The organism is Pseudomonas sp. R2-60-08W (assembly GCF_003852335.1).
In the GTDB taxonomy this organism is placed as follows: Bacteria; Pseudomonadota; Gammaproteobacteria; order Pseudomonadales; family Pseudomonadaceae; genus Aquipseudomonas.
Genome location: NZ_CP027731.1, coordinates 3,295,986 through 3,309,903, shown reverse-complemented (window position 1 = coordinate 3,309,903; position 13,918 = coordinate 3,295,986). Strand labels below are relative to the sequence as shown.

Genomic DNA, 13,918 nt, shown 5'->3' with positions numbered 1-13,918 from the left:
GAGGGAGCAGGCTCCCTCCCACAGGGCATCATCGCAGCCAGTTGGTGCGTGCCAGCTCGATCACTTCATCGCCACGCCCGCTCATCACGGCCTTGAGCATATACAGGCTGAACCCCTTGGCCTGTTCCAGCTTGATGCTCGGCGGCATCACCAGCTCTTGAGTCGCGGTGACCACATCCACCAGCACCGGGCCGTCGTGGGCCAGGGCGCGGCGCAGAGCCGGCTCCAGGTCTTCGGATTGCTCCACACGGATCCCCAGAATGCCCATGGCGTTGGACATGGCCGCGAAGTCCGGGTTTTTCAGCTCGGTTCCTGTGTCCAGGTAGCCTGCCGCCTTCATCTCCATCGCGACGAAACCCAGTGACGCGTTATTGAACACGATCAGTTTTACTGGCAGATCCAATTGCGCCAGAGAAATGAAATCCCCCATCAACATGGTGAAACCGCCGTCGCCAGACATCGAGATCACCTGGCGCCCAGGGAATGCCGCCTGTGCGCCGATGGCCTGGGGCATGGCGTTGGCCATCGAACCGTGGTTGAACGAGCCGATCAGCCGGCGCTTGCCGTTCATTTTCAAATAGCGCGCGGCCCATACGGTCGGTGAGCCGACATCGGCGGTGAAGATCGCGTCGTCATCGGCCAGCTCGCTGAGCAAACGTGCGACGTATTGAGGGTGGATCGGCCGATCCGCCTTGGACGGTTGCGCCAGGTCATCCAGACCCTGACGGGCTTTTTCGTAATGCTTCAACGAGGTTTCGAGAAAGCTGCGATCCGTCTTGCGGGTCAGGCGTGGCAGCAACGCATCGAGGGTTTCACTGACATCGGCTGCGATGCCCAGGTCCAGGGTCGTACGTCGTCCCAGGGCCTGAGGGTCGCGGTCGACCTGAACGATCGTCGCGTCGGTCGGGTAGAACTGGCGGTAGGGGAAGTCGGTGCCGAGCATGATCAGGGTGTCGCAATCGAGCATGGCGTGGTAACCGGAGCTGAACCCGATCAGGCCGGTCATGCCGACGTCGAACGGGTTATCCCACTCCACATGTTCCTTGCCGCGCAGCGCGTGCACCACCGGCGCGCCGAGGGCATCGGCCAGCGCGACCACTTGGTCATGGGCGCCGGCGCAACCGCTGCCGCACAACAGGGTGACTTTTTCACTGCGCTGGAGGATCTCGCTCAGCCGCTGCAGATCGGCCTCTGCCGGCAAGGTGCGCGGTGCATGCAGCGCCGGCCAGGGCTTGAGCTTGTCCTCCACTTCCAGCAGCGAGACATCCCCGGGGATCACCACCACCGCCACGCCGCGATTGAGGATCGCCGAACGCATGGCGCGATGCAGCACCTGGGGCATCTGCTCGGGGTTGCTCACCAGCTCGATAAAGTGGCTGCACTCCTTGAACAGCTCCTGGGGATGGGTTTCCTGGAAGTAGTTCAGGCCGATCTCCGAGGACGGAATTTGCGCGGCAATCGCCAGCACCGGTACATGGTTGCGATGGCAATCGAACAACCCATTGATCAAGTGCAGGTTACCCGGCCCGCAACTGCCGGCGCACACGGTCAGCTCACCGGTGGCAGCGGCTTCGGCGCCGGCAGCGAACGCGGCCACTTCTTCGTGGCGCACATGCATCCACTCGATGCTGTCCATGCTGCGCAGGGCGTCGGTGAGGCCATTGAGGCTGTCGCCGGTCAGGCCCCAGATGCGCTTGATACCTGCCTGTTCAAGGGTGGTTGCCAACTGCTGGGCCAGGTTGATTTTCGCCATGAAGAACTCCAATCGTCAGTGAGATGAATAACTGCTGATCAGTAGAGGACAGTTCGATCACGGCGAATGCTCCGCCTCTAATGTGAAGATTGCGTCATGGCCGCGCGGTATTGGCGCGTGCGTCGAGCGAGGAACCATTGGTCACGCACCAGCGCCCACCAGGGAATGACGTTGAGGCTGGGCAGGCGGCCGCGGCTCAGGCGGCGCATCTGGTGGCGCACAACGGCCACCAGCGCAAGGGCCGCCAGTGTCTTGCGCTGCCAAGTGATCGGTTTGAGCTGCGGATTGAGCTCGCGACCGTCGCGCCAGTGTTTGATCAGTTGCGGTTCCAGGGTCAGAGCGGTGGCGATGCCGGCCATGGCGATGCCGCTGTCCAGTACGTGCTGCACGATGGCCAGACGACGGATGCCGCCAGTGACCATTACCGGCATCCGGGCGATGGCTGCCAGGTCTTTGGCGAATTCCAGGAAGTAGGCTTCGCGGGCCAGTGTGCGGCCATCGCGAGCGTCGCCTTGCATCGCGGGTGCCTCGTAGCTGCCGCCGGATAATTCGAGCAAGTCGATCGGCAATGCGTTGAGCATCTCGACCACCGCACGCGCATCGGCTTCATCGAAGCCGCCGCGCTGGAAGTCGGCCGAATTGAGTTTGACCGCCACGCAAAATGCCGGGCTGACGCTGGCGCGCACGGCGCGGATCACTTCCAGCAGCAGGCGCGCGCGGTTTTCCAGTGGGCCGCCCCAACGGTCGGTGCGTTGGTTGGTCAAGGGCGACAGAAATTGGCTGAGCAAGTAGCCATGGGCGCCATGGACCTGCACACCGGTAAATCCTGCTTTCTCGGCCAGGCGGGCACTGGTGGCGAAGCGTTTGATTACGTCTTGAATGTCGTCTTCGGTCATGGCCCTGGGTTGGGCGAACAGCTTCGAAAAGCCGCCGAGGTCCAAGGCGATGGCCGAGGGTGCCAGCGCTTGCTGGCCCAGGTTGGCCATAGTCTGGCGTCCTGGGTGGCTGAGCTGCATCCAGAAGTGCACAGCCTCACTCCGTGCCGCATCGGCCCACTCGCGGAAGCTGTCCAGGTGCTGCTCGTCTTCCAAGGCAACACCGCCTGGGCCGGTCAGGGCACGGCGGTCGATCATGACGTTGCCGGTGAGCAGCAAGCCGGGTTCACCCTCGGCCCAGGTCGTGTACAACTGCTTCAATTCACGGGAGGGTGCCTGATTGAAATCGGCCATGTTTTCTTCCATCGCCGCCTTGGCAATGCGGTTGGAAATAACCTGGCCGTTGGGCAGTTGCAAGGCTTCAAAGGGTGACATGGATTGACTCCTGAGCGGGGGAGGCCTCAGGCTAAGCTTAAAGTTAACTTTAATGTCAAGCGGGCGTTTCGATGAATATTGGTGAGCTGGCAAAACAGAGCGGGTTGGCGGCGTCGCGTATCCGCTTTTACGAGGCCGAGGGCTTGATCAGCCAGGTGGGACGCCAAGCCAATGGGTATCGGCGTTATGCACCCGAGGCGCTGCAGACGCTGCAATTGATCCAGAGCGCGCAACAGGCCGGGTTTACCCTGCAGGAACTCAAGGCATTGATGCCGGCGCCGGGGGAGCACAGGCGCGATGAGTTGATCGAGGCGTTGGAGCGCAAAGTGGCCCAGATCGAGGTGATGCAGGCGCAGTTGGCCCACAGCAAGGCGCAATTATCAGGCGTGATCGATGCGGTGCGGGCGCAGCCAGACGATGTGCCGTGCTCCATGGGGCAGAAGCAAGTGCTGGCGTCGATTAAACTGCAATCTTGAAGTCGCTGAATAGCCAATGTGGGAGGGGGCTTGCTCCCGATGACGGTGTGTCAGTCCCGCCTAAGCTGGCTGATCCACCGCCATCGGGGGCAAGCCCCCTCCCACATGTTTAACCGTGTTCGGCTGGCTATTTGTAGGGTTCCCATCTACTTCAACGCTGTGCGCAGATGCAAAATCTGCCGGATGTACGCAGATCCAAATGTGGGAGGGGGCTTGCCCCCGATGACGGTGTGTCAGTCCCGCCTAAGCTGGCTGATCCACCGCAATCAGGAGCAAACCCCCTCCCACATGTTTAACCGTGTTCGGCTGGCTATTTGTAGGGTTCCCATCTACTTCAACGCTGTGCGCAGATGCAAAATCTGCCGGATGTACGCGATCCAAATGTGGGAGGGGGCTTGCTCCCGATGACGGTGTGTCAGTCCCGCCTAAGCTGGCTGACCCACCGCAATCAGGAGCAAACCCCCTCCCACATTTTTTACTCAGCGGCGTCGGAATAGCGGTAGCGGCTCATCCGTTGCAGCCTGGTACGTCACCGAAAAGTCTTTAAGGCTTTCCAGCGCTTCGTACGGGTCTTTGTCGGGGCGCAAGGCGAAGGCATCGAAGCCGCAGCGGCGCAGGTAGAACAGCTGGTCGCGCAGCACGTCGCCAATCGCCCGCAGTTCGCCCTTGTAGCCATAGCGCTCACGCAGCAGGCGGGCGTTGGAGTAGTTGCGTCCGTCGGTGAAGGCCGGGAAGTTCAGGGCGATGACTTGGAAATGCTCCACGTCATCACCGATCTCTTCGGCTTCTTCATCGGCGTCCAGCCACACGCCCAGGCCGCCGTCGCGGGCCTTGAGGGCGTGGCCGTGTTCGCGCCACAGGGCCAATGGGACGATCAGGTCGTCGCAGTTGGAAATGCCGTCGAAGCTTGCGTCCTTGGGCAGCAGGTGCCAGGTTTCGTCGACGACTTCGTTGTGCTTAATGATTCGCTGCATAGACGCGCTCCTTGAACAGGTCAATGCCGATGCGCTGGTAGGTGTCGATGAAACGCTCATCTTCGGTGCGCTGTTCGATGTACACGTCGATCAGCTTGCCGATCACCTCGGGCATGGCTTCCTGGGCGAAGGACGGGCCGAGGATCTTGCCCAGGCTCGCATCACGGTTGGCGCTGCCACCCAGGGACACTTGGTAGAATTCTTCGCCTTTCTTGTCCACGCCCAGGATGCCGATGTGGCCGACATGGTGGTGGCCACAGGCGTTCATGCACCCGGAGATGTTCAGGTCCAGCTCGCCGATGTCGAACAGGTAGTCAAGGTCGTCGAAACGGCGCTGGATCGATTCGGCGATCGGGATCGACTTGGCGTTGGCCAGGGAGCAGAAGTCGCCGCCCGGGCAGCAGATGATGTCGGTCAACAGCCCGATGTTCGGCGTGGCGAAACCGCCTTCGCGCAGTTCGCCCCACAGGGTGAACAGTTGGCTCTGCTCGACGTCCGCGAGAATGATGTTCTGCTCGTGGGAGGTGCGCAGCTGGCCGAAGCTGTAGCGGTCGGCCAGGTCGGCGACGGCGTCCAGCTGCTTGTCGGTGATGTCGCCTGGTGCCACGCCGGTGGGTTTGAGCGACAGGGTCACCGCCACATAGCCCGGTTGTTTATGCGCCAGGGTATTGCGCGTGCGCCAGCGGGCGAAGCCCGGATGCTGCTGGTCGAGCGCCGCGAGCTCGGCGTCCTGATTGCTCAGGGTTTTGTATTGGGGGTCGACGAAGTGCTTGGCCACGCGCTGCACTTCGGCTTCGGTCAAGGTCGTCTGGCCGCCGCGCAGGTGTTCCATCTCGGCGTCGACTTTCTGCGCGAACACCTCAGGGGTCAGCGCCTTGACCAGGATTTTGATCCGGGCCTTGTACTTGTTGTCGCGGCGACCATAACGGTTGTAAACCCGCAGGATCGCGTCGAGGTAGCTCAGCAGGTCCTGCCACGGCAGGAACTCGTTGATGAAGGCGCCGACCACCGGGGTACGCCCCAGGCCGCCACCCACCAACACCCGGAAACCCAGCTCGCCGGCGGCGTTGTGCACCGGCTCCAGGCCGATGTCGTGCACTTCGATGGCGGCGCGGTCCGACGTCGAGCCATTGATGGCGATCTTGAACTTGCGCGGCAGGTAGGCGAATTCGGGGTGGAAGGTGGTCCATTGACGCACGATTTCACACCAGGGACGCGGATCGATCACTTCATCGAAGGCGACGCCGGCGAATTGGTCGGTGGTCACGTTGCGCAGGCAGTTACCGCTGGTCTGAATGGCGTGCATCTGCACGGTCGCCAGTTCAGCGAGGATGTCCGGCACGTCCTCCAGCGCCGGCCAGTTGAACTGCACGTTCTGGCGGGTACTGATGTGGGCGTAGCCTTTGTCGAAGTCGCGGGCGATCTTGGCCATCATGCGCGTCTGGCGCGAGGTCAGCTGGCCATAGGGCACAGCCACCCGCAGCATCGGCGCAAAGCGCTGAACATAAAGGCCATTTTGCAGGCGCAGAGGGCGGAACTCTTCTTCGCTCAGTTCACCTGCTAAGTAGCGTCGGGTCTGATCACGGAACTGCTTGACGCGGTCCTCGATGATGCGCTGATCGTATTCGTCGTATACGTACATATAGGTCCTGTTCTCGGCAAATCTGCGCGCACGGCCGCGCACTCCCAACGGAGCCGGCGCACGATACCAGTTTGCGTTTATGCGCAAAAGTGATGTTTGAGTATATGCACATAACCAAAATGACTAATGGGAAGGGTTATTGCGATATCCACATTTGTCATAGGGGCAAGTCTGGTCTTTACTGGTGTCGAGTCTTAGGGCAATCACCTATAAAACCGACAAGAGGCGATGCGATGAGCAATTCGACAAAAATACGTAAACCCGACAGCACCGTGGATGCCTGGGCGATTCTGTTCCTGATCATCCTTGTGGTGGGCACCGCTGTGTTCTGGGTCAGCCACCAGTAAGTCATCCCTTCAGCTTGCAGTCCTTGCCGCCTCGGCCGGCTTCATACCCCGGCCAGGTGCAGCACCAGCTTGACAATGCCAAACAGCGTCAACGCAAACACTGCCGTGAATACAATACCCATTATCACGAAGTGGCTCGGCTTGCCGTGGGTGAAGTCGCGGGCGCGGTTCTTGCCGCTTTGCACGCCAAAGGCGGCGGCCAAGACGCTGTGGAGCATCTGCCAGAACGTGGGCGGTTTGTGCTGTGGGTCGTCCATGGATCCCTCGAAATGAAGTGCGACTGAATCAGGTGCTTCAAAGCATAGTCCAGCCCCTGGGCTGTGGCGGGCCATATAGCTCACTACCGCCTTCGCGATGGCTAGTAATGGTGTGCTGTCACTCTATTTCCCAGAGAGAGACACCATGACCATTACAACTGTGCCTGTGCACCACATTACCGAAAGCCTGCATGGCAAACTCCTGAAAAAATCGCTGCCTCAATGGCTGTTGAACGCCCCGTCTGCGCGGCGTGCCGAGCTCAAGCACACCGATGCGGTGTTACCCCAGGCCTATCTGGACGCCACCTCCGCGCAACGCAAGCAGCTACATGACTATTTCACCGCGAGCTTCACCGCGCAAACGACGCTCGACAAGACCATGGCCGACTTGCAGAGCATCGACGCCTTCGCCGAGTCCTTGCTGCTCAAGGCGCTGAACGATCAGTACGGCGTGGTGCTGGACGTACGCAAGACATGGATCAGCCTAAGAAAAACCACGAAAGCGGGTTATATAGAGCTGGGAAATTTTGAGTTCCTGAAGCTTAGCTTGCTGGAAGCGACGAAACATAACTTTGAAGTCTCTGAAGCCGCAGAGGGTGCATTTCATCATTCCTCCGGTTTCATGGAACAGGGCGCGACGCCCGATACCTTTACCCAAGTGACCGTCAACCTCGAGGTTCATCAGTTCTTGACGCTCTGCCGGACGCTGGATGTCGGTGCGAAGTATCAAACCCATATCAAGGCATTTCTCCAACCCACCGATCTCATGAAGGCCGCCACACTGCGCCGGCAGTTCATTGCGAACCAGAAGGCAACGATGCGCGCCGCCGCCGAGCTGGCTCTGCTGCAAAAAGACATCGATGTCGAGGAGCATGCAATGGTGCTGTCGGTGATTGATGGTGAGGTGTTCCCGCAATTGCGAGGGCAACCCGTCTGGTTTTGCGACCTGGGTCTCATGAAGCGCCGCTTGACTGGCTGCGTGGTGTTTATGCCGTGCCAGAAATATCGTTATGCGAAGGGATGTATCGTCTATGTCCCGCATGATCAGACGCATTCCATGAAAAGCTTTACCTTTCGCGAGATGGAGGCGTACTTCAAGGAGCGATTCACTGCTGCGGATACCTCGTCCCCTGAGGCGGCAAGCCCGACCACTTACCAGAAATTCTTCAGTCGGTTCGTGCCGTATAGCGATCATCCCTACTATTTCGGCCAGTTCACCAAGGACGGCGAGACCACGCGGGCCAGAAAATTCGCGTCCATAGCGCCACCTGCCAGTAAGGTGCTGGATGTGCTCACGCCATTCCCTATTGGCCTCACCAATCCAGCCCCTTTGCCGAAGCCCCCGCAACAGGTGGAGGAGGACCCCTATCTGAATGTCGCACCGTACCGACAAAAGGGGCAAGGGCTCTGGGGGGATAACCTCGACCTGTGGGGCTACCTGTTTGACTGCAGTTGCACTCAGAGCATCAACGACGCGGCGGCGCATGCGGTGCCTACCGCAGAGGTCGATGCCAAGGTGCGCGCGCAGAGAATCGCCAGTTGGCTGAATATCGGCTTTTTCGCCGCGACCTTCTTCGCGGGCTTTGTGCCGGTACTGGGCGAAATCGTGCTGGCCTTTATGGCTGGCCAGCTTCTGTACGAGGCGTTTGAAGGGACCATAGAGTGGGCGGAAGGTGATCGTAAGGCCGCCAAGGCGCACCTGATCGACCTGGCGGAAAACCTCGCGCTGATTGCTCTGTTGCACGTTGCCGGCAAGGGGGTAGGCAAGCTGCTGGCGATCAAGCCCTCGACCGTCATCGAGGACCTGCACCCGGTCAAACTGCCCAATGGTCAGACCCGGTTGTGGAAGCCCGATCTGTCGCCTTACAAAAGCGTCGTGAGGTTGCCTGACGGCGCTCGTCCCAATGCTTTGGGACAATACGAAATCAACGGCAAGACCTACGTCCGGTTGAATAGCGATTTGTACGAACAGGCCCTCGACCCAACCGTCAACAAATGGCGGATCAAGCATCCCGATGACCCTGAGGCGTACCAGCCCATTCTGGAACACAACAAGGCCGGCGCCTGGCGGCACATGCATGAGCGCCCATTGGAGTGGGACCGTCTGACGCTGCTGCGCCGGCTCGGCCACCGTACCGAAGAGTTCTCCGACGAGGTATTGCGCACCATTGGCCAAGTCAGTGGCGTTGAGGACGCGGTGTTGCGCAAAGTCCATGTGGACGGCTTGCCCATTCCAGCGGCACTGGATGAAACGCTGGAGCAGTTCAGTGTCGACCAGCAGGTCGGCGAGGTGATCGAGCAAATCCGTCGCGGTTTCGGGTCAGGCAGTCGCTTCGAGTATGTGTTGCCGCTGATAACAGAACTGCCGCACTGGCCGGAAGGCCGGATATTGGAAGTGTTCAACGGGCCTGAGCCCTGGGGCGCGTCCCAGCGCTATGGTGTGACACCGTCAACGAGTAACGCGGGTGTAAGCATCAAGCTCACCCGTGGCGAGGTACGAGCCGGCAAGCTGGGCGAGAAGGTGCTGTCCCGGATGAGCGCGGACGAAATCGACCGCCTGCTGGGGAGTGCGTCGGGTTGGAACGGGCTGACCCGAGAAGAAGAGTTCAACAAGCGCCTGGCGGACCATGCGCTGAAGAGGCAGCGTGCGCTGTTCGATAGCCTGTGGCAATCAAGGATGCCGACGGTGCCCGACACCAGCGTACTGGGCCGACGCTACCCATCTTTACCGCGTCAGGCCTTGAACGAGGTGATGGACGCCGCTACCCAGAGCGAGCGCAATCGCTTGAATAAGGGCAGGGTGCCGACGCGCCTGGATGACCTGGCGCGCATTCACCTGCAACAGCATCGCCTGAACCGCGCGATCGCCGGCCTGCACCGCGAGAATCTAGCGAGCCTGGACAGCGACCGCCTGGCCTTGCACAGCCTGGAGCTGCTGCCGGGTTGGCCGGGAGGGTTGCGGCTGGAACTGCGCGGCGACACCTTTCGCGGGCCGCTGCTGGACAGTATCGGCGCAGAGAACGCCGCGATGCGCAAATACCTGGTCAAGGAAGGCGACAGCTTCCAGGCGCATGATGAACAAGGCGAGGCCATGCATAGCGTCTCGCCCACCAGCCGCAACTTCTATCAATCGATCCTGCATGCCTTGCCAGATGAATTCCGTAATGGGATAGGTATTCCATCGACCGGTCAGGATGGCCTGTTGAAGCAGACGCTAGTCAACTATGCGAGCAGCCATCGCAGCGAAATGGCGGGTATTCTCGGACAACGGGCGCCCCGGTCGCGACCGTCCCTGCGCCTGCCGGGCGGCCGCCTGGGGTATGAGTTGTCGGGGAGGGGAGCGGCGGCAGGCGATATTGATCGCTTGGTCACGCGGGTGCGAGATATCTACCCAAATGTGTCTGACCCCATAGCCAGGCTTTTTGTGGACAGACACCTGGCCAGCGGTGAACACCCGCAACAGATTTTCAACCTGTTGGCCAATCGCCAGCGAGAAATCGATGGCTTGCGCAATGCCCTTGAACCCTGGGCGGGAAGTGACCTGGATCGTCTACGAGTGGCTGGCAACGTCATCGACTGTTGGCGCAATGGCCTGAATCGTGGCGGCGCTCCTTTCAGCAGCTTGAGCCTATTCGGTGAGTCAAGGTTACCCCCATTGAACGCCGATTTTTCCCATGTGCGTACTTTGAATATGTCGGGTGCGGCGCTGCTTGACGCCCAGGGAACGGCGCTTATCCGCCAGTTCCCGAATGTGCGACGCCTTGAGCTACACGTCGACGCCTCCACCCGCAATGCGATCGCCGAACGGCTGGCGAGCTTGTCGGATATCACTGAGCTGGTATTCACGGACCTGGAATCCTCCAGGCCTTCGTCCTCGCCCGTCGTCCCTGATGAAGTATTGCAATCGATCAATCGCATGACGCAACTTGAACAGCTGTCCCTGTCAGGCGGCATGGACCGGTTGGATGTCGGCGGCCTGGTAAACCTGCGCAGCCTGCATGTGTCCGGATCGCTGGCGACCTGGCCGGAAGGTGTCCTCGGGCTTGAGCACCTGGGCAGCCTCAACCTGGCGTCCACACCGATCACCTCCATACCGCCGCAGATGTTCACCGGCCATGAGAACCTATGGCGCGGGCTGCGGATGAACTGGGGGCAGTTTGAACAGCAGGCATTCATTCAGGCCTATGAACACGTGCGTGACAACACAGCGCATCTTGTGGATGAAGAGGCCATGGTTCGGTCGTACGTAGAGGGCTCACTGTTCTACATGACGGGCGGTGATGCGGCCACACTCTTCAACGTTCTTGAGGCATTCAGACTGCAGCGGGTACCCGCCATTGAACAGCTCGATCGGCTTAACGCCTTACGCGACGAGCAACGTAATTTGACCCAGGAGGTGCAGCAGTGGTCGACGCGCACTCCGGTTGACCCGGATAACTGGGCAGACTCGTTTAATCGTCAACAGGCTGCGGATCGCATACTCGTCTCCTGGCAAGAGGGCCTGGGCCAGCGTCTGGCGCCGGGTACAAGACCGGTGCCGTCTACACAGACCGCTACGCCAGAGATGCGCCTCGACCTTTCAGGCGGTGGATTGGTCGATTTACCGTCGTTACCGGCAGCCGGCTTTTCCCATGTACGTGTCTTGAACCTGGCAGGCGTGCGAGTACCGCTCACGGAGCTTGAGACCTTTCTGGGGCGGTTCAGCCAAGTGGAGCACTTGGACCTTGCCAATAACGACCTGACCAGCCTGCCTTCAACCCTGACTGAGATGACGTCCCTGCGTTCCCTGGATTTTTCCCGCAACCTGTTGCACGTCACCCCCACGATCCAGGCCCGCTTGAATAGTCTGACGAACCTGACCTCTCTGAATCTGCAATTTAACCCCGTCCGAACGCTGGATATCAGCCGTCTCCCGCAGTTGACGACCCTCGACCTGGGGCACACAGCCATTCGTGATTGGCCTGTGGGCGCGTTGCAGTCGACTTCCCTGCGGCAACTAGACCTGAGCCATAGCGCGATAACCACGATTCCCAAGGCGGCGTTGACCGGCCATGACCCATTGCTGTCCAACTTGAACCTGCGCGGCTGTCGTCTTACGGCGGCTACCGTGGCGCAGGTACAGACGATCGGCCAACGCCTGGGAAGCGAGAGCCCGCTGGGCATTTCCCGTGTGTTTCTGGAGCAAGGCAGAACGGGCGGCGTTCCTGAGTACTTCCCTGAGGGCGTTGAACAAAATCCTGGCCTTCTGTTTCCGCTGCCCTTATCGGTTGAGGGCGCAGCGGCGCCGATGACTGCCGCGGCGCGCATGCAGCGCCTGGACCCAAGCCTGGACACCGCGCAGGCCGTGGCGCGCATCGACGCGTTGAGCAGCGATGGGCTGAGTGCGATTGAAATAGAGGATCGCCTAGTGGAGTGGGAGGGGCAGCACCGCCAATGGGTCGAGGCTTTGAATGAATGGATCGATATTCGCGGTATCCGTGACAACGGGCGCTGGATCAACGCCCTCGACCGGCACCGGGCGGCAGGACGGATGCTGTCCAGCTGGCGCTATTGCCTTCGCGAAGGGCTGCCGGTACCGGCGCCGCAAGGCCTGCACCAATTGACTCTGTCCGGGCTGACGCTGGGGGATTTGCCGGCGCTACCCAGCCTGCTCCCCCATGTCCGCGATCTAGACCTGAGCGGGGTCAGGATTACGGATCAAGGCTCCAATGAGTTTCTGCGCACGTTTCGCCATATCGACACCTTGACCCTGGGCAACAACGACCTGACGGTATTGCCCGATGCCGTGAGTGAATTTCGTTCGCTGCGGCATCTGGACGCTGCCCGTAATAACTTGCGAGACGCGCCGGCGCTGCGCCGACAACTGCTGAATATGCCCCTGTTGGAAAGCTTGAACCTGAATGAAAACCTGCTGCCCGAGCTGGATGTGAGCGGTATGTCGCAGGTGCAAACCTTGAACCTGAGCGACAACGTATTGACCGAGTGGCCGGCGGGCGTGCTTCAGGCGCCGCGCTTACGCTCGTTGAACCTGCGTAACAACCGGATAGAGGTCATCCCACCCGAGGCCCTTAGCCTCAGGCATCAGGCGTTGATGGCCGGCACCGACCTGTACGACAACCTGCTGCTTGAGGATGAGTTCGAAGCTTTGCGAACGCATCTGCTGCGCACCGGCAATGGCCTGGGCTTTACCCTCGAGGACATCGAAGAAATGATCGCAGGCTATCATTCTGAAGAGTCCGAAAGCTCCGATGAGCAGTCGGATTTCGATGAGCACCCGGAAATCGAACCCCCCCAAGTGCAGCGAGACCGCTGGTTCGCCGACGTGGCTGAGGGTTCGGAGCGGGAGCAAGCCTGGGACGAACTACGGGCCGAGCCTGACAGCGCTGCCTTTTTCTTCACCTTGTCGCAATTGCGCAATACCCGGGATTTCCAGCGCAATCCAGCGGATATGACAACGCGGGTGTGGCGGGTCCTGGATGCGCTCTATGCAAACCGCTCTCTGCGCTCGGACGTATTTGCCAGGGCAAGTGCGGCACAGGTCAGGGTGACATGCGGCGATGGTCGAATTCTGGTGTTCAACGACCTTGAAACGGCTGTCTATGAGTTCAACGTGCGCAGTAGCGTGACGCCTGCGCAGGAAGGTAGCGAATTGTTCCGGTTGGCCAGGCGCATGAGCCGCCTTGATGCCGTCGAGAGGCATGCCGAAGAGGCCATTCGCGGGCGGCCAGGCGCCGACCCAGCGGAAATTCGCCTGGCTTACCGTATTGGATTGGCCCAGCGTCTGGATCTGCCGAGCCAACCCCATGGCATGATCTATACAAACGTCGCCAACGTGACCTCGGCGGCCCTGGATACTGCGTATGACAGCATCATTGAAAACGAAGGCCGCGATGCCTTTGTCCAGAGCCTGGTTGAACGCACCTACTGGGTGGACTACTTGAGAAGGACGTACGCTGTCGAGTTCAGGGCCTTGGCCGACGACATCGCCACACAAATCGACGCCCTGGATGATCGTTACCCCGACGCAGGCGCGCACTATTTACGTGAGTATGCAGAGTTGGGCCGCAAGCGGGCTGAACAGGAAACCGCCCTGGCCATCAAGCTGACCGCGAGGGAACGCACCCGGCTGGGTCTGTAGGGCGCACGTCCGTGCAGGGGC

At 60.5% G+C, this 13,918-nt stretch carries 7 protein-coding genes; 2 read left to right on the top strand and 5 right to left on the bottom strand.

What is annotated here, in order from left to right:
• Positions 1-28 precede the first annotated feature (28 nt).
• Both poxB and C4J90_RS14930 read right to left on the bottom strand, forming a co-directional pair.
• Positions 29-1,753: a ubiquinone-dependent pyruvate dehydrogenase gene (gene poxB, locus C4J90_RS14935; RefSeq protein WP_124420191.1), complete on the bottom strand. Its 1,725-nt coding sequence runs from the start codon at positions 1,751-1,753 to the stop codon at positions 29-31.
• 77 nt (positions 1,754-1,830) lie between these two features.
• Positions 1,831-3,063 (bottom strand): NADH:flavin oxidoreductase/NADH oxidase family protein, encoded by a 1,233-nt coding sequence (locus C4J90_RS14930; protein ID WP_124420190.1) that lies wholly within the window; start codon positions 3,061-3,063, stop codon positions 1,831-1,833.
• Positions 3,064-3,134: 71 nt separating this feature from the next.
• Here C4J90_RS14930 and C4J90_RS14925 point away from each other — a divergent pair, with 71 nt between their 5' ends.
• Positions 3,135-3,539: a MerR family transcriptional regulator gene (locus tag C4J90_RS14925; protein WP_124370932.1), complete on the top strand. Its 405-nt coding sequence runs from the start codon at positions 3,135-3,137 to the stop codon at positions 3,537-3,539.
• A gap of 479 nt (positions 3,540-4,018) precedes the next feature.
• Here C4J90_RS14925 and C4J90_RS14920 read toward each other — a convergent pair whose 3' ends face one another.
• From C4J90_RS14920 to C4J90_RS14910, 3 genes are all read right to left on the bottom strand, one after another.
• Entirely contained in the window at positions 4,019-4,513 is a 495-nt protein-coding gene (locus C4J90_RS14920) for a DUF934 domain-containing protein (RefSeq protein WP_124370931.1), read from the bottom strand.
• Positions 4,497-6,155 carry a nitrite/sulfite reductase gene (locus C4J90_RS14915; protein ID WP_124414869.1) on the bottom strand — a complete coding sequence of 553 codons (1,659 nt, stop codon included), beginning with the start codon at positions 6,153-6,155 and terminating at the stop codon, positions 4,497-4,499. The genes C4J90_RS14920 and C4J90_RS14915 overlap by 17 nt, the downstream gene beginning before the upstream one ends.
• Before the next feature lie 388 nt (positions 6,156-6,543).
• Complete coding sequence (locus tag C4J90_RS14910; protein WP_124363120.1) at positions 6,544-6,759, bottom strand: DUF2970 domain-containing protein; 216 nt, start codon at positions 6,757-6,759, stop codon at positions 6,544-6,546.
• 145 nt (positions 6,760-6,904) lie between these two features.
• On the opposite strand from C4J90_RS14910, the gene C4J90_RS14905 reads away from it, so the two are divergent.
• Positions 6,905-13,897, top strand: a complete 6,993-nt coding sequence (locus C4J90_RS14905; protein WP_164488020.1) for an NEL-type E3 ubiquitin ligase domain-containing protein — start codon at positions 6,905-6,907, stop codon at positions 13,895-13,897.
• The last annotated feature ends 21 nt before the right edge of the window (positions 13,898-13,918 follow it).